Origin of the sequence: Pedomonas mirosovicensis (assembly GCF_022569295.1) — a bacterium.
Lineage (GTDB): Bacteria > Pseudomonadota > Alphaproteobacteria > Sphingomonadales > Sphingomonadaceae > Pedomonas > Pedomonas mirosovicensis.
In genome coordinates this window covers 789243-804688 of the sequence record NZ_JAKFIA010000002.1, presented here as the reverse complement: position 1 = coordinate 804688, position 15446 = coordinate 789243, and the positions used below count along the sequence as shown (strand labels likewise).

The 15446-nt window shown below is 64.6% G+C and carries 12 protein-coding genes and 2 pseudogenes; 10 read left to right on the top strand and 4 right to left on the bottom strand.

Annotated elements, in window-relative coordinates; all coding sequences use genetic code 11:
* Nucleotides 1-40: 40 nt before the first annotated feature.
* From maiA to hmgA, 3 genes are read right to left on the bottom strand one after another with little or no spacing between them, the layout of a single operon-like run.
* Nucleotides 41-679, bottom strand: coding sequence for a maleylacetoacetate isomerase (gene maiA / locus L0C21_RS16280; protein ID WP_259279453.1), 639 nt, complete (start codon nucleotides 677-679; stop codon nucleotides 41-43).
* An 11-nt stretch (nucleotides 680-690) separates the two neighbouring features.
* Entirely contained in the window at nucleotides 691-2007 is a 1317-nt protein-coding gene (gene fahA, locus L0C21_RS16275; RefSeq protein ID WP_259279452.1) for a fumarylacetoacetase, read from the bottom strand.
* A gap of 2 nt (nucleotides 2008-2009) precedes the next feature.
* On the bottom strand, nucleotides 2010-3281 hold the full coding sequence (gene hmgA / locus L0C21_RS16270; RefSeq protein WP_259279548.1) for a homogentisate 1,2-dioxygenase: 1272 nt from the start codon (nucleotides 3279-3281) through the stop codon (nucleotides 2010-2012).
* 544 nt (nucleotides 3282-3825) lie between these two features.
* Here hmgA and L0C21_RS16265 point away from each other — a divergent pair.
* The 8 genes and pseudogenes from L0C21_RS16265 (at nucleotide 3826) to L0C21_RS16230 (ending at nucleotide 12840) form a co-directional block, all read left to right on the top strand.
* Nucleotides 3826-4326: a 2Fe-2S iron-sulfur cluster-binding protein gene (locus tag L0C21_RS16265; RefSeq protein ID WP_259279451.1), complete on the top strand. Its 501-nt coding sequence runs from the start codon at nucleotides 3826-3828 to the stop codon at nucleotides 4324-4326.
* Nucleotides 4323-5312 carry an FAD binding domain-containing protein gene (locus L0C21_RS16260; protein WP_259279450.1) on the top strand — a complete coding sequence of 330 codons (990 nt, stop codon included), beginning with the start codon at nucleotides 4323-4325 and terminating at the stop codon, nucleotides 5310-5312. The genes L0C21_RS16265 and L0C21_RS16260 overlap by 4 nt, the downstream gene beginning before the upstream one ends.
* 20 nt (nucleotides 5313-5332) lie before the next feature.
* A complete protein-coding gene (locus tag L0C21_RS16255) occupies nucleotides 5333-7531 on the top strand; it encodes a xanthine dehydrogenase family protein molybdopterin-binding subunit (RefSeq protein WP_259279546.1) in 2199 nt (732 codons plus the stop codon).
* 320 nt (nucleotides 7532-7851) lie between these two features.
* Nucleotides 7852-8040, top strand: a complete 189-nt coding sequence (locus tag L0C21_RS16250; RefSeq protein WP_310593414.1) for an RcnB family protein — start codon at nucleotides 7852-7854, stop codon at nucleotides 8038-8040.
* A 64-nt stretch (nucleotides 8041-8104) separates the two neighbouring features.
* Nucleotides 8105-8826 (top strand): annotated as a pseudogene (locus tag L0C21_RS16245) (response regulator).
* A gap of 59 nt (nucleotides 8827-8885) precedes the next feature.
* Nucleotides 8886-10160, top strand: coding sequence for a sensor histidine kinase (locus tag L0C21_RS16240; RefSeq protein ID WP_259279544.1), 1275 nt, complete (start codon nucleotides 8886-8888; stop codon nucleotides 10158-10160).
* Nucleotides 10161-10299: 139 nt separating this feature from the next.
* Nucleotides 10300-10851, top strand: a complete 552-nt coding sequence (locus tag L0C21_RS16235) for an EF-hand domain-containing protein (RefSeq protein ID WP_259279449.1) — start codon at nucleotides 10300-10302, stop codon at nucleotides 10849-10851.
* 276 nt (nucleotides 10852-11127) lie between these two features.
* Nucleotides 11128-12840 (top strand): MFS transporter, encoded by a 1713-nt coding sequence (locus tag L0C21_RS16230; RefSeq protein ID WP_259279448.1) that lies wholly within the window; start codon nucleotides 11128-11130, stop codon nucleotides 12838-12840.
* Nucleotides 12841-12907: 67 nt separating this feature from the next.
* On the opposite strand, the pseudogene L0C21_RS16225 reads toward L0C21_RS16230, so the two are convergent.
* Nucleotides 12908-13661 (bottom strand): annotated as a pseudogene (locus L0C21_RS16225) (SDR family oxidoreductase).
* Nucleotides 13662-13769: 108 nt separating this feature from the next.
* On the opposite strand from L0C21_RS16225, the gene L0C21_RS16220 reads away from it, so the two are divergent.
* Together L0C21_RS16220 and L0C21_RS16215 are read left to right on the top strand one after the other, a co-directional pair.
* Nucleotides 13770-14204 carry a winged helix-turn-helix transcriptional regulator gene (locus L0C21_RS16220; protein ID WP_259279447.1) on the top strand — a complete coding sequence of 145 codons (435 nt, stop codon included), beginning with the start codon at nucleotides 13770-13772 and terminating at the stop codon, nucleotides 14202-14204.
* A 49-nt stretch (nucleotides 14205-14253) separates the two neighbouring features.
* Nucleotides 14254-15228: a GlxA family transcriptional regulator gene (locus L0C21_RS16215; protein WP_259279446.1), complete on the top strand. Its 975-nt coding sequence runs from the start codon at nucleotides 14254-14256 to the stop codon at nucleotides 15226-15228.
* The last annotated feature ends 218 nt before the right edge of the window (nucleotides 15229-15446 follow it).

Sequence of the window (15446 nt, the reverse complement as noted above, 5' to 3'; positions counted from 1 at the left end):
CCCGCCCGTCAACGGGGGGCGAAGCAGCCCGGCTCAGCAGTCAGTCAGCGTCGGGCTGATTGTCGGGATGGGCGGCAGCAAAAGCGGGCAGGCTGCGCGCCAGCGAAGCCGCTTCCATCAGCTTCGGATAGGGGGAGAGATCAACCCCGAACCGCTCGGCGGAATAGACCTGTGGCACCAGGTAGCAGTCGACCAGCGTCGGCGCGTCGCCATAGGCGAAGCCTTGGCCATGACGGGCGATAGCCTGCTCCAGCGCCGCGAAACCGTCGCCGATCCAGCGGGCGATCCAGCTGTTCACCTGCTCCTGGCTCGCGCCCAAGCTGCCCTTCAGCGCCTTCAAGACCCGCAGGTTGTTGAGCGGGTGAATATCGCAGCCGATGGTGGCGGCCATCGCCCGCACGATGGCCCGCTCGTCCATAGTCTTCGGCAAGAGCGGCGGCTCGGGAAACCGCTCTTCCAGCCACTCCAGAATGGCCGGGCTTTGCGTCAGCGTCGCGCCGTCCACCTCCAGCGCGGGCAGCAGCCCTTGCGGGTTGAGCGCCTTGTACTCAGGGCTGTTCTGCGCCCCGGCGCGCAGGTCGAGCGTCGTCTGCCGGTAGCTCAGGCCCTTGAGGTTAAGGGCAATCCGCGTCCGGTAGGACGTGCCGGAGCGCCAATAACCGTAGAGGACGATTTCCATAAAACCAGTCCTTACGCCGCCGGGGCTGGGATGATGATGCCGTGGCAGGGGCCAAAGCCGATCGGCACATATCCCTCTCGCTGCGCCCGGCCACTCAGGAACAGTTGGTCGCCATCCTGCAGGAAGGTGCGTGTCTCGCCTGTCGGCAGGGTGATGGGCTGCTTGCCGCCACGGGTGATTTCGAGAAGGCTGCCGAAGCCGTCGTCCGTCGGGGCCGAGATGGTGCCTGTGCCGAGCAAATCGCCCGGTTGCAAGTTGCAGCCGTTCGAGGCGTGGTGGGTGATGATCTGCGCTGCCGTCCAGTACATGTTGCTGGCCGGGCCCCGGCTCAGCCGCATCGGCGGTACGCGCTCCTCCCGCATCCTGGCGGAAGCGATGGAGACCTCAAGCTCGATGGCGAAGGCGCCCGCCTTCTGGTCCTCCTCGCTCCACAGGTAGGGCAGGGGTCGGGGGTCGCCCTCGGGCCGGGGCGGTTGGGCAATGCGGAACGGGGCCAGCGCCTCGGCCGTCACAATCCACGGCGAGATGGTCGTCAGGAAATTCTTGGCGAGGAACGGCCCCAGCGGCTGGTATTCCCACGCTTGCAGGTCGCGCGCCGACCAGTCGTTGAGGAGACACAGCCCGGCGATGTGCCGGTCCGCCGCCTGGATCGGGATGGGCTCGCCCAGTTCATTGCCTTCGGCGATCCAGATGCCCATTTCCAGCTCATAGTCGAGCCGCTGGGAGGGGCCGAAGGTGGGCGCATCCGCGTCCGGGGCCTTGCGCTGGCCGTTGGGGCGGCGCACCGGCGCGCCCGAGGCGCGGATGGACGAGGCCCGCCCATGGTAGCCGATCGGCACGTGCTTGTAGTTGGGCAGCAGCGGGTTATCCGGACGGAACACCCGCCCGACGTTGGTGGCATGGTGAATGCCCACGTAAAAATCCGTGTAGTCGCCAATGCGGGCAGGCAGGTGCATGGCGCAGTCCTGCGCCCTGTGCAACAGCGGCTCCACCTTGGTGCGCTCCGGGCTGCCCTCGGCGAACAGGGCGGAGAGGCGGCGGCGCAGCGCCCGGCGCGGCTCCGCCTCCATCGCCAGCAGCGGGTTGAGCGTATCGCCCATGGCGGCGCGTGCCGCCAGCAGCGGCACGCCTTCGAACAACCCGGCTTCCACCGCGCCCGCCAGATCGAGGATCATATCGCCGATGGCAACGCCGCCGCGCGGCACCTGGCCGGGCGGGCTGAAGATACCCAGCGGCAAGTTCTGGATGGGGAAATCCGCATGGCCGTTGGCCGAGGCGACCCAGCTTTTGAGGGCCGGGTCGTGGGTTTCATCAATAACAACCGTCATAATTACAATTTCGCCTTCTCAAATCCGCCCCAGCACGCGTCATAATCCTGTTGCAGCAGCGGGGTCTCCAGCGCCCAGCGGGTGGGGCGGATGACCCAGCGGCTCTCGAACATGAACGCCATGGTGTTCTCGATCTTGTGCGGCGCAAGCTCGGCCGCAACCGCCTTCTCATAGCTCGCCTTGTCCGGGCCGTGGCCGGACATCTGATTGTGCAGCGACGCCCCGCCCGGCAGGAAGCCCCCAGCCTTGGCGTCGTAAGCGCCGTGGATCAGCCCCATGAATTCGTTCATCACGTTGCGGTGGAACCACGGCGGGCGGAAGGTGTGCTCGGCCACCATCCAGCGTGGCGGGAAGATGACGAAATCGCAGTTGGCGGTGCCGGGCGTCTCCGAGGGCGCGGTCAGCACCGTGAAGATCGACGGATCCGGGTGGTCGAAGCTCACCGTGTTGATGGTGTTGAACCGCCTGAGGTCATAGCGGTAGGGCGCAAGGTTGCCATGCCAGGCCACTACATCGAGCGGCGAGTGGTCGAGCGCCATCGTCCACAGCCGCCCCTGGAATTTCTGCACCACTTGCGTCGGTTCGTCCCTGTCCTCGAACCATGCCTGCGGGGTCTCGAAGTCGCGCGGGTTGGCAAGGCCGTTGGAGCCGATCGGCCCCAGCTCGGGCAGGCGAAACGGCGCGCCGTAGTTCTCGCACACATAGCCTGTCGCCGCGCCGTCCGGCAGTCTCACGCGGAAGCGCACGCCGCGGGGAATGACGGCAATCTGCTGCGGCTCGACCTCGAAAGCGCCCAGTTCTGTCTCCAGCCCCAGCCGGCCGGATTGCGGCACGATCAGCAGTTCGCCGTCCGCCGAATAGAACACCCGGTTCTCCATCGACTGGTTGGCGGCATAGAGGTGAATGGCAAGGCCAGCGCCCGTGCCCACGTCTCCATTGCCCCCGTAGGTGACAAGGCCATCCACGAAATCGGTTGGCTCCGCCGGCATCGGCAGCGGGTCCCAGCGCAAACGGTTGGGCGGGGGCGGGGCCTCCTCGAACGGGGCGGCGCGCAGGAGCGTCTCGCGCGCATAGGGCTTGTAGGCCGGGTGGCTGGCGGTGGGGCGCAGGCGATACATCCAGGTGCGCCGGTTCTCCGCCCGCGGCGCGGTAAAGGCCGTACCCGAGATCAGTTCGGCGTAGAGGCCGAAGGGCACCTGCTGCGGCGAATTCTGGCCGATGGGCAGCGCGCCCGGCACCGCCTCCGTGGCGAAGTGGTTGCCAAAGCCGGGCATTCCCACCGAGCCCGTATTCCGTGACGCATGGACCACCCTGTCCTCAGCCGTCGCTGTCGCCATTTCGGTCTCCCTCCTGTGCATGGCCAGCCATTTGCCCGGTAACCGGGTCCTTCCGGGCCGCAGCCGCCACCTCTATGTTCTGCTCAGCAACGCAACCAGCCACAAGACTTGCCAGGGTCGCAAACCACAGGGTGTATCTTGCCATCCGTTGTCGGCGTCTGGAACGACCGGGGATTACCCGGTTCTCCCCAACCGGGCCGCGTCCCATGCCAATTCTTGATGGTTTCAAAGGCTTACCGTCCGGTCGAGGAATTTGCCAGCCTTGTTTGCAGGCAACCGCAGGCCTGGGCGCCGGCCATTGCCGCTTCCTCGGGCGGCTTGGTGAAGACGATATTGTAAGCGGATGTATTGATGACGGCCGAGCCCGGCCTTAGGTGCGTCAAGGCCACAGCCTGCCCTACAAGAGGATAAGAAACCGGAACCAGCGGAAACCATACTGCGAACGCGCGTTCACCCCGTCAGGAAACGAGTGGGGGGCGACATGCGCTTCATCGTCAACAACACGCCATATGAAGTAAACGCAGATGTCCGCACATCGCTTCTCGATCTGCTGCGCGAGCATCTGGGGCTGACCGGCACCAAGAAGGGCTGCGATCACGGGCAATGCGGGGCCTGCACCATTCTGGTCAACGGCCGGCGCATCAATTCCTGCCTCACCCTGGCTGTCATGCACGAGGGCGACGCCATCACGACCATCGAAGGGCTGGGCACGCCGGAGGCGCTGCATTCCTTGCAGCAGGCCTTCGTGCGGCACGATGCCTTCCAATGCGGCTACTGCACGCCCGGCCAGATCTGCTCGGCCGTTGGGATGATTGACGAGGTTGCCAGGGGCTGGCCCAGCCATGTGAGCCCGGAGCTGGACCATCCCCCCGGACTGACGGACGCGGAAATCCGTGAGCGGATGAGCGGCAACCTCTGCCGGTGCTCGGCCTATCCCAATATCGTCGATGCGATCCGCGACGTGGTGGAGAGCAGGCAATGAAGGCCTTCGATTATGTGCGCGCCGACAGCCCGGAGGCAGCCGTCAGCGCCTGCGGCATGGGGGAGGCGCGGTTCATCGCCGGAGGCACGAACCTTCTCGACCTCATGAAGCTTCAGATCATGGCGCCACAACGCCTCGTTGATATCAGCCGGCTCGACCTTGCCGACATGAAGGAAACGGAGGAGGGCGGCCTTTTGATCGGCGCATTAATGCCGAACGCGGATTTGGCCGCCCATCCGGTGGTGCGCCGCCATTACCCGGTGCTCAGCCGGGCGTTGCTGGCCGGAGCCACGGGCCAGCTCCGCAACAAGGCCTCGACCGGCGGCAACCTGCTCCAGCGCACGCGCTGCTATTATTTCTATGATCCCGGCATGGACTGCAACAAGCGTGCGCCCGGCTCCGGCTGTTCCGCGCGCGAGGGGTTCAACCGCAATCTGGCCATTCTCGGCACTTCCGAACATTGCATCGCAACCCACCCTTCCGACATGGCGGTTGCCATGCGGGCTCTGGATGCCACCATCGTGACCCTGCGGTCGCAGGGGGATGGCCGGCGTATCCCCATCGCGGATTTCTACTGCCTGCCCGGCGACACGCCGCATATCGAAAATATTCTGGAGCCGGGCGAACTCATCACCCACATCGAACTTCCCCCACCACCGCCGGGACAGCAGCTTTACCGCAAGGTGCGGGATCGCGCTTCCTATGCCTTTGCGCTGGTCTCGGTGGCGGGTGTTCTGGACATGAAGGAGGGACGGATTTCGTCCGTCGCCCTGGCGTTCGGCGGGCTGGCGCACATGCCCTGGCGCGATCCGCGCGTCGAGGAACGACTGCTGGGGCAGGAGCCATCACCGGCATTGTTTGAAGCCGCAGCTGATATCCTGCTTGGCGAGGCCCAGGGCTACGGCAGCAATGACTTCAAGATACCGCTCGCGCGCCGGGTGCTCGTCGCCGCCTTACGCGAGCTGACCGGCGGAGGGATCCAGTGAACGACATCACCTTCTTTAAAATGGATCGCCCCGTTGAGCATAGCCTGCTCGATACCGGTGTGCAGGCGGTAATCAGCCGCCCCATCGACCGCATCGATGGCCCCAGGAAAGTCTCCGGCAAGGCGACCTATGCGGCGGAATACCAGCTCGAAAACATGGCGCACGGATTTCTGGTCAGCGCCAAGTTCGGGCGCGGGCGCATAAACCGCATCGATGTTGAGGCTGCACGCGCCATGCCGGGCGTGCTGGATGTTCTTGTGGATCTCGATGCGTTCATTCGCAACCCGCAGCAAGGGGCCCAGGCAGAGGCTCCTGAACAGGGCGTGCGCGACGTGCAGTACTACGGAGAGCCTGTCGCGCTTGTGGTTGCCGAGACATTCGAGCAGGCACGGGCAGCCGCGCACGAGGTTGTAATCGACTGGCAACCCGAACCTGGCTGCTTTGACTTCGAGGGGCGCCTTGAGACGGCGGAGAAGCCCTCCGGCGGTTTTCTCGAGGCGCACCACAATCAGGGCGATATTGATGCGGCAATGGCGGCGGCGGAGGTAACCGTTGATGCCGTCTGGACCACGCCGAGCCAGAACAGCGCCGCCATGGAGCTGCACGCCTCCATCGCCGTGTGGGAAGGCGACAGCGTTACGCTTTACGGTTCTCTCCAGATGCCGGCCTATAATCGCAAGCAGCTTGCCGATGCGCTTGATTTGCCGCTCGAACAGGTGCGGATCGTCTCGGCCTATGTGGGTGGCGGTTTCGGCTCCAAGCTTGGCATTGCGTCAGAGGCGGTGGCCGCAGCCATCGCCTCCCGCAAGCTGGGCCGGCCGGTCAAGGCGGTCATGACCCGCCAGCAGGTTTTCGATGCCACCGTTCGCCGCTCCAACACGCGCCAGCGCATCCGTTTGGGCGCAACCCGCGACGGTCGGCTGCTTGCAGTCGGCCACGAGACGCTCTGCAGCAACCTCGAGCGGGAGGATTTCTTCGAGCCGGCGGGCGCAGCCACCCATTTTCTCTATGCGGGCGAGGCCCGGCGCATTACTCATGATATCGTCCGCATGAACTGGCTGCTGTCCGGCTCGATGCGCGCGCCGGGCGAGGCGGCTGGCATGCTCGCGCTTGAATGCGCCATGGACGAACTGGCCGAAAAGCTTGAGCTGGACCCTGTCGATCTCAGAAAGCGCAACGACCCGCCGGTCGATCCCGAAACGGGTCACCGTTATTCAACTCGCCAGTTTGTCGAATGTCTCGATGAGGCGGCGCAGCGCTTCGGCTGGGAAGCGCGTAACCGCACGCCGGGCGGGCGACGCGAGGGCGAATGGCTCATCGGCCACGGCATGGCGGCGGCGGCGCGCAGCAACCTCCTGCATAAGTCCGAGGCCCGTGTCTTTCTGACGCCTGAAGGCCGAGCGGTCATCGAGACGGATATGACCGATATCGGCACCGGCACCTATACGATTTTGGCCCAGATCGCCGCGGAAATTCTCGGCTTGCCGGTGGATCGGATCGACGTGTGCCTGGGCGACACCCGCTTTGCGCCGGCAGCCGGATCGGGCGGCTCATGGGGTGCGGCCAGCAGCGGCTCGTCAGTTTATCTCGCCTGCCAGAGCTTGCGTGAAAAGCTGGCTGAGGCCATGGGCTGCACCGCCGAGGAGCTGGTCCTGAAGGACGGCAAGGCGATCTGCGCGAACCGCAGCCAGCCCTTGGAGTCTCTTATTGGTTCAGGGCTGAGCGCCTATGGCAAGATCGAGCCCGGTTCGATGCAGAAGGAAACCCGGCAGGCGGCCTATGGCGCGCATTTCTGCGAAGTGAAGGTCAATGCCGTCACCGGTGAAATTCGCGTGGTTCGCTGGGTCAGCCGCTTTGCCTCCGGGCGTATTTTGAATGAGAAAACCGCGCGCTCACAGTGCATTGGCGGCATCATCTTCGGCATCGGCGCGGCGCTGAGCGAAGAGCTGCTTCATGATCCGCGCAACGGCAAGATCGTGAACCGCGATCTTGCAGAATATCATGTGCCGGTGCATGCCGATGTGCCGCATCTGGATGTGGAGTTTTTGCCGGAGCGCGATCCCTTCGCCAACCCGCTCCACGCCAAGGGGCTGGGGGAGCTGAGCATCTCCGGAGCCGGTGCGGCGGTGGTGAATGCCATTTACAACGCCACCGGCATGCGCGTGCGTGATTATCCGGTTACGCTTGATAAGCTGCTGCCCGGTCTGCCGCCGGTATAAGGGGCCGGCGCAAGCGCGCAGCCGCAGGGCAGATACAATTTGCGACAATTTCGAAGCGTGGCGGCGAAAATCCTGCGACAGGCCGATGGCACTGTCTCCTTATCGCCAGAAGTCGGCGTTAATGGAGAAGTCCCCGTGAAGAAGTTCGTCATTGCCGCGCTTGCTGTTTCGGTTCTTGCCACGACCACGCCAGTCATGGCTGCTCCCGGTCACGATCGGGGCCGGTACGAGCATATGGGTCACCGGCATGTCGAGGTGCATCGGGAAGTGGTCACCAAGGTCGTCCGTGTTCCGGCTCGGCGCCATGTGGAGTATCGCGCCTGGCACAGGGGGATCGCTTCGACCATCGCTATGCGCCTCGCTATGTCATCATCAAGGATCCGCATCGCTACCGCCTGCACGATGCGCCGCGCGGCTATCACTGGGTCCGCTCGGGCAACGATGCGGTCCTGGTCGGCATCACCAGCGGCATTGTTGCCGCCGTTGTGACCAGCGTCCTGATCAACTAAGAAGAAAAGGCTCCACCCATGGCTTGGATGGAGCCTTTTTGTTGCAGGCAGCAAGGGCGAAGCGATGACGACGGAGCCTCACATCCTCATCGTCGATGACGAACGGGATATCCGCGATCCGTTGGCCGCCTACCTCAGCCGCAATGGCGTGCGCGTCTCCAAGGCCGAGAACGCGGCGGCGGCCCGCCAGATCCTGGCGGCCCATGCCATCGATCTGGTGCTCCTCGACATCATGATGCCCGGCGAGGACGGGCTGGCGCTCACCAGCTTCATCCGCGCCACCGCCAGCATTCCGGTTATCTTGCTCACCGCCAAGACCGAGGAGACGGATCGGATCGTCGGCCTTGAAATCGGGGCGGACGACTATGTGACCAAGCCCTTCTCCCCGCGCGAGCTGCTTGCCCGCATCAAGGCCGTGCTGCGGCGGACCACGGGGGCCGGCGGCGCTCCTGTCCATGCGCCCGAGGCGGAAGGGTATGCCTTTGGGTCCTGGGTCTTGAAGACCGGAGAGCGCGAGCTGGTGGGAACGGATGGCGTTGCCGTGCCGCTCTCAACCGGCGAATACAATCTGCTGCTGGCGTTCGTCACCCATCCCAAGCGGGTTCTGACCCGCGACCAGCTGCTGGATCTGAGCCAGGGCCGGGAACTGGCGGCATTCGAGCGCAGCATCGATAACCATATCAGCCGCCTGCGAAAAAGATCGAAGAAGACCCACGCGAACCCAAACTCATCAAGACCGTGTGGGGCGGGGGCTATACGCTCGCCGCCGACGTGCGCCGGCTGTGAGGCGCTTCCTCCCCCGGAGCCTCGCCGGGCAGATGGCGCTTCTCATCGGAGGGGCGCTTTTGATCGCGCAGCTGTTCAACTTTGGCCTCATTCTCAACGAACGGCAAAAGCTGAGCCTGGCCAGGAACGAAGGCCCGGCCATCAACCGCTTCGCCGCAACGATTGCGGATTATGCTCAGGCTCCTGAAGAATTTCGGAATCTTGTCCTCGTTGATGCCTCACGGCGCGGCGCCCGCTTCACGCTCGATCCGCGACCGCGTATCCGCCAGAATGTCCAGCGGCGGGAGGCAACGGAGGAGCGGCTGAGAGCTGAGCTTGCCGCAGCCGATCTGCCCGCCGATGATATCCGCGCCGCTATCCGCTGGGTTGGTCGTCGCACGCCCGGCTCGGGTCTTGAGCGCAGGGCCGAGGCGCTGTTTCTGTCGGTGCGGCTTGAAGACGGCCAGTGGCTGAATGCCAGAATTTTCCTTCCGCCCCGCGACCCGCTGCTGACCGTGCGGCTGGTGCTGGCAACCATCGTTCTCTACCTCATCGTACTGGGCGCGGCGCTGTTCATCGCCCGGCGGCTGTCCCGGCCGCTTGGCGACCTGACCCGCGCCGCCGAGCAGTTTGCCGGGCGCACCGCGCCGGCAGCGGTCGAGCCGCGCGGGCCGCAGGACTTGCGGCGCGCCATCGAAGCCTTCAACGCCATGAACCACCGGGTGCTGGCGCTTCTGGATGAAAAGGACCGGATGCTGGGCGCCATTGGCCATGATCTGCGGACGCCGCTCGCCTCCATCCGCATTCGCCTCGAAGGGATGGAGCCGGAGGAGGAGCGCGCGCGGGTGACTGCCAGCATCGAGGAGTTGACGGCGATGATGGAGGATATTCTCGTGCTCGCCCGCTCCGGCCGCGCGCGAGAGACAGCGCGGGACATGGATGTAACGGCGCTCGTCGATGCGCTCTGCGAGGATTACGCGGAGCTTGGCCATGACGTTGCGATGATGCCGTCCGAACGACTGGTCCTTGCGGTCCAGCCGAATCTGCTCAGGCGGGCCATCCGCAATCTTGTCGATAATGCTCTCAAATACGCAGGCTCCGCGCGCCTCCAAGTACGTCGCGCGGGAAGGGTCGTGGAAATTGCTGTGCTTGATAATGGCCCCGGTCTGCCCCTGGGAGAGCTGGAGCGGGTGCTGGAGCCCTTTTACCGGGTCGAGTCCTCCCGCAGCCGAAAGACTGGCGGCAGCGGCTTAGGACTGGCCATCGCCAGGGCCGTGGCCGAAAGCCATGGCGGCACGCTCACGCTTGCCAACCGTCCGGAAGGTGGTCTTGCAGCTGTTTTACGGCTGCCCTGACGGCCGACTGACCGGCCATTTCGCTTGCGACAATTTGCGACAATTTCAGGCCTCCCTCGACAAACTCCCGCGACAGTGGGCTGCGAAAACCGATCCTGACGGCGCCCAAGGGTGCCTTAGGACAAGAAGGATCTGCCCCATGAAAAAGACGTTGATCGCCGCCGGCCTCTCCGCCCTGACCCTGCTTTCGGCCGGTATCGCCGTCGCCCAGCCGGGCGCGGGCCAGCCGGCGCCCAAGGCTGACCTGCAGCGCGCCAAGCTGGTCGAGCGGCTGGATGCGCGCTTTGCCAAGTTCGATGCCAATAAGGACGGCACTATCGCGACGGCCGAGCTGAAAGCGGCGCGGGATGCGCGGATCGCCCAGCAGTTCAAGCGTCTGGATACGGACGGCAACGGAGCGATCACCCTGGCCGAGATGCAGGCCGCCCATGACAAGCGGGCGGATCATGCCAGGCAGGGTGATGGCAAGCGCCATGCCCACTTCGGCAAGCGCGGCCACGGCTTCCGGCATGCCGGCTCCATGGGCGCCCTGCGAGATGCCAATGGCGATGGCCTGATCTCCAAGGCGGAGTTCGAAGGCCCGGCCCTGGCCCGGTTCGATAAGATGGACGCCGACCACAACGGCGTCGTGACCGCCGCCGAGCGGCAGGCCGCGCGCGAGGCCATGAAGGCTCAGCGGGCTCGGAACTAAATAGAACATGCGTTGCGCCTCCCATGGCGCAATGCGGGCTGGAAGGGCCGGGGCTTGCTGTGCGAGCCTCGGCCCGCACCATATTGGGCGGAATATCTTGCGACCGGCACAATGATCTTTCCGCCTCAGAGGCCATGGGCGCTTTTGGGATCCCCGATCAGCCGCCATCGCTGAACTGGGCGAATCCAGTCTTGATTCTATATGCTTGTGCGCCGATGTTGTTTGGCGGAGCGAACCCATGATGCCCTGCTCATTCCCTGATCCACGGCCACTGTCATGACGGAGGGGCAGGCCCCGGACACCGCGGCGCGCCAGTCGCCTTTCTCGCCGTTCCGGCACCCGGTATTCCGGGCGATCTGGATTGCCAGCCTGATCTCGAACTTTGGCAGCCTGATCCAGTCTGTCGGCGCGTCATGGATGATGACGTCCATCGCCGGCTCGGCGGACATGGTGGCATTGGTCCAGGCTTCGACCACCCTGCCGATCATGCTGTTCTCGCTCGCCGCCGGGGCCATTGCCGACAATTTCGATCGGCGGGTGGTGATGATCGCGGCGCAGGGGCTGATGCTGGCCGTATCCATTGCGCTGACGGCCATCACCTTCCTTGGCCTGATGACCCCCTGGCTGCTGCTGTCTCTAACCTTCCTGGTCGGGTGCGGCACGGCGCTGAATGGTCCCGCCTGGCAGGCATCGGTTGGCGAGCAGGTGCCGCGCGAGGATCTGCCGGGCGCGGTTGCCCTCAACAGCATCAGCTTCAACATTGCCCGTAGCGTCGGACCGGCCATCGGCGGCGCTCTGGTCGCCGCGGCGGGCGCGGCGGCGGCATTTCTTGCCAATGCGCTGAGCTACGTGGGGCTGATTACGGTTCTCGTCGGTTGGCGGCGCAATCCGCCCCCGCGGCAATTGCCGCGCGAGCCCTTGGCCTCCGCCATGATGGCCGGCATCCGCTACGCCGTCATGGCCCCGGCGATCAGTCGCGTGCTGCTGCGTGGCCTCAGCTTCGGCGTTGCCGGCAGTGCGGTCTGGGCCTTGATGGCGCTCATCGCGCGGGAACGGCTGCATGGCGGTCCGCTGACCTATGGCCTCATCCTTGGGGCTTTCGGCATCGGGGCCGTACTCGGGGCCTTTGTTTCCACCCACCTTCGCCGCAGACTCCGCAACGAAACCTTGGTGCGCTGGGCCATGGCCGGTTATGGCATCGGAACGGCCATCGCCGGCGTCAGCACGGTGCTGCCGCTCACCATGGCCGGGCTGCTGCTTGCCGGTGCCGGGTGGGTGCTTGCCCTGTCCACCTTCAACGTTTCGGTACAGATGTCCTCGCCCCGGTGGGTGGTGGCCCGGGCGCTCGCCGTCTACCAGACCGTCACCTTCGGCGGCATGGCGATCGGCAGCTGGCTTTGGGGCCATTTCGCGGAGCAGGTGGGCCTTGCCGACGCCATGGTGGCCTCAGGCATTGCGGTGCTCGCCAGCGCTGCCCTTGGCTTGTGGCGGCGCTTGCCGCAGATGGAAACCCTCGACCTTACCCCTGTTTACCGGGATGCTTTGCCCACGCCCAAGGTGGAACTGGACCTGCGGAGCGGCCCTGTCGTCCTCCAGATCGAATATCGTGTGGACCCCGGCGATGCCATGGCCTTTCTCGCCGTCATGGATGAGCGCCGCCGCATCCGGCAACGGAACGGGGCGAGGGGATGGTCGCTGATGCAGGACCTGACGCAACCGGAGTTGTGGATCGAGCGCTACCATAGCGCCACCTGGGGGGAGCATCTGCACCAGCGCGCTCGCATCACGGTGGCGGACCGGGAGGTGGATCGCCGGGTGCTCGCCTTCCATCGCGGGGAGGAGCCGCCGCGCATCCATCGCCTTCTGGAACGGCCACCGGGCGCTCTGCCGGCAGGCAGCAGGCAAGCGCCGCGCGACCTCTCGCGCGGCGCGGTCGTCGACCCGACGTTGCCGCCCCAGTCTCCGCCCGTGGCGAAGCCGGAACAATAGCGCCGGCAGTGATCATCGATGCTGTCGCGCGCGGCAAAGCCTCTGGCTTTCCCGCTTGCCCAGCCCGTCAATGCGTGCCGTTGAGCATATCGAGTGTCTGCTCGAATCTGCCTTCAGCTTCGGCGTCCCGCAGAAACGCCACGCGTTTCACCTTGATTTCCAAAGGAGTGGGCTGTTCCTGAAATGCAGCCATCGTTTCAGTGATGAAGTCCGCAAGCGGCATGGCATGCGGATCCTCGGCGTGGCCCGGCATGAGATCGGTCTGCACGGACGGGGGGGATCAGCTCCAGCACTTCAACGGACGTGTCCCGCAACTGACGACGCAGCGAGATCGTGTACGAATGGAGTGCCGCCTTTGTGGCGCTGTAGGTTGGGGCACCCACGAGGGGTACGAAGGCAAGACCCGACGACACATTAATGATTGTTGCTTGCGGACGCCGCCGCAGATGCGGGAGGAGGGTCGCCGTCAGACGGATCGGGGCAAGCAGGTTCGTTATGATCGTCGCCTCGGCCACTGACAGATCGATCGTCTCAGCTGTGAGGTCTTCGGCTTTCATGATTCCGGCGTTGTTCAGAAGCACGTTCAGATCCGGGTGGTCCGCAGCCATCTTCGCTGCGAAGTCCTGGATCGCCTGAGCATCGTCGACGTCCAGAACATATCCCACCATGCCGGGATGGGCCGACGTGATTTCATCAAGGAGTGCCTTGCGGCGCCCGGCAATAATGACCTTGTTGTCGAGCCCATGGAACTGATGGGCGAGTTCACGGCCGATCCCCGATGTGCCGCCCGTAATCAGAATGGTGTTTCCAGAAGGCTTCATGGTCGGTCTCCGCAATGTGGATGTTGCCGCCCGATCCATATAAAGGCTACAAACCTCAAGAAAGTAGGCACCTGAAAGATTTATACTTACCAAAAAGAGAGTGACCTTATGAGTGTTGCACAGGCGAAAGGCCATGCCGTAGCCACTGCTGCCCTCGGGGCAGCTCCCCCACCACCCGAGGAAATCGATCCACGCGTTGAGGCATTGGTGACCGAGCTGATCGGCCGCGTGGCCGACAAGTGGACCATGCTCATTCTTGAGGTGCTTACCGAACACGGGACTGTTCGGTTCACCCGACTTGGCAAGCTTGTGGGGAAGATCAGTCAGAAGATGCTGACGCAGACGCTTCGCCAGATGGAGCGCGACGGTCTGGTAAGCCGGACCGTCTATCCGGTCATTCCGCCGAAGGTGGAGTATCAGCTGACCGAGCTTGGCTCCACGCTGAGCGCGGCCTTCTGCGGCGTCTGGATCTGGGCCGAGCAGAACCTGGCAAAGGTGGAGACCGCGCGCCGGGCCTTCGACGAGCAGGCTGACCGGAAGTGACTGGTTCGCCTGTATAACAGAGGCTGCAAACAGGAAGAGGCGGTGCGCGGTGTCGGTTCAAGCTGTTGCGATCGTAATCCATGAAGGCGTCCAGGCACTGGATGTTGCAGGGCCCGTGGATGTGTTCACGGAGGCAAATACCTATCTAGATGGCGCAGAGCGCTACGAAATCATGCTGGTCGCGGCAGACAGGGCTCCGCTGCGCGCGTCGAACGGCATGCGAATGATGGCTGATCTCACCTTCGAGGAGGCGCTGGGCGGCTTTGATATCATTCTGGTGGCTGGCGGGCCTGGGCTGCCAGCAGCAGCGCCGGATCCGCGCTTAGTGCAGTGGGTCAAAACCGCACCATCACGCGCGAGCATTTATGGCTCGATCTGCACCGGGGCCTTCATCCTTGGCCATGCTGGTCTTCTGGATGACCGGCGGGTGACGACCCACTGGCAAGACGCACAGGCGCTGGCCGCAAAGTTTCCAAAGGCTAAAGTTGAGCCGGATCTGATCTATGTTCGCGATGGGCGTCTCATCACCTCGGCCGGAGTGACGGCCGGGATAGATCTGACCCTGGCGCTGGTGGGGCAGCGGCATGGAGCTGAAATAGCCCTTAAGGTCGCGAAGCGGTTGGTCGTGGTGGCCCAGCGTCAAGGCGGACAGTCTCAGTTCAGCCCCTATCTTACTGCCCCCGCTGATCCGGCCTCGCCGATCGCGCGCATCCAGGATCATGTTATGGCCAACATCAAGGGCCGTCACACGTTGGGATCGCTCGCGGCGGTGATTGGAATGAGCCCGCGGACGTTCTTGCGGCATTTCGTTCAGGAAACGGGGATCACGCCGCATGAGTTCATCGAGCGGGCGCGCGTGGATGCGGCGCGCATGATGCTGGAGGGCAGCGATCGGCCGCTAAAAACGGTTGCCTATGACTGCGGCTTCGGCTCGGCGGATCGCATGAGGATCGTCTTTTCCGCCCGTCTTGGGGTCACGCCCGCCCAGTATCGCGCCAGCTTCCGCCGCGCCGAACCGGCGTAGACCGGCGGAAAATCTCGCAGCGCAAGGCGGCCTGCCGTCACGGAGGATCCTTCGGGCCTTCCATGGCGCGAAACGATGCCTCCTTGTCCTGATCGGCCGCCTGCCGCCGATTGAGCATCAGTGCCGATGGCGGCACACATCCAGCTGGAAGCCGTCCTCTCCTTGCCCAGTTGCAAGCAGGCGGCGCGGCTCCCAACCAGAAACCGGCAATGCCTTTC

Coding starts and splice junctions, on each gene's coding strand:
- maiA (WP_259279453.1), bottom strand. CDS start 679: ATGGAAATCGTCCTCTACGGTTATTGGCGCTCCGGCACGTCCTACCGG.
- fahA (WP_259279452.1), bottom strand. CDS start 2,007: ATGACGGTTGTTATTGATGAAACCCACGACCCGGCCCTCAAAAGCTGG.
- hmgA (WP_259279548.1), bottom strand. CDS start 3,281: ATGCCCGGCTTTGGCAACCACTTCGCCACGGAGGCGGTGCCGGGCGCG.
- L0C21_RS16265 (WP_259279451.1), top strand. CDS start 3,826: ATGCGCTTCATCGTCAACAACACGCCATATGAAGTAAACGCAGATGTC.
- L0C21_RS16260 (WP_259279450.1), top strand. CDS start 4,323: ATGAAGGCCTTCGATTATGTGCGCGCCGACAGCCCGGAGGCAGCCGTC.
- L0C21_RS16255 (WP_259279546.1), top strand. CDS start 5,333: ATGGATCGCCCCGTTGAGCATAGCCTGCTCGATACCGGTGTGCAGGCG.
- L0C21_RS16235 (WP_259279449.1), top strand. CDS start 10,300: ATGAAAAAGACGTTGATCGCCGCCGGCCTCTCCGCCCTGACCCTGCTT.
- L0C21_RS16230 (WP_259279448.1), top strand. CDS start 11,128: ATGACGGAGGGGCAGGCCCCGGACACCGCGGCGCGCCAGTCGCCTTTC.
- L0C21_RS16220 (WP_259279447.1), top strand. CDS start 13,770: ATGAGTGTTGCACAGGCGAAAGGCCATGCCGTAGCCACTGCTGCCCTC.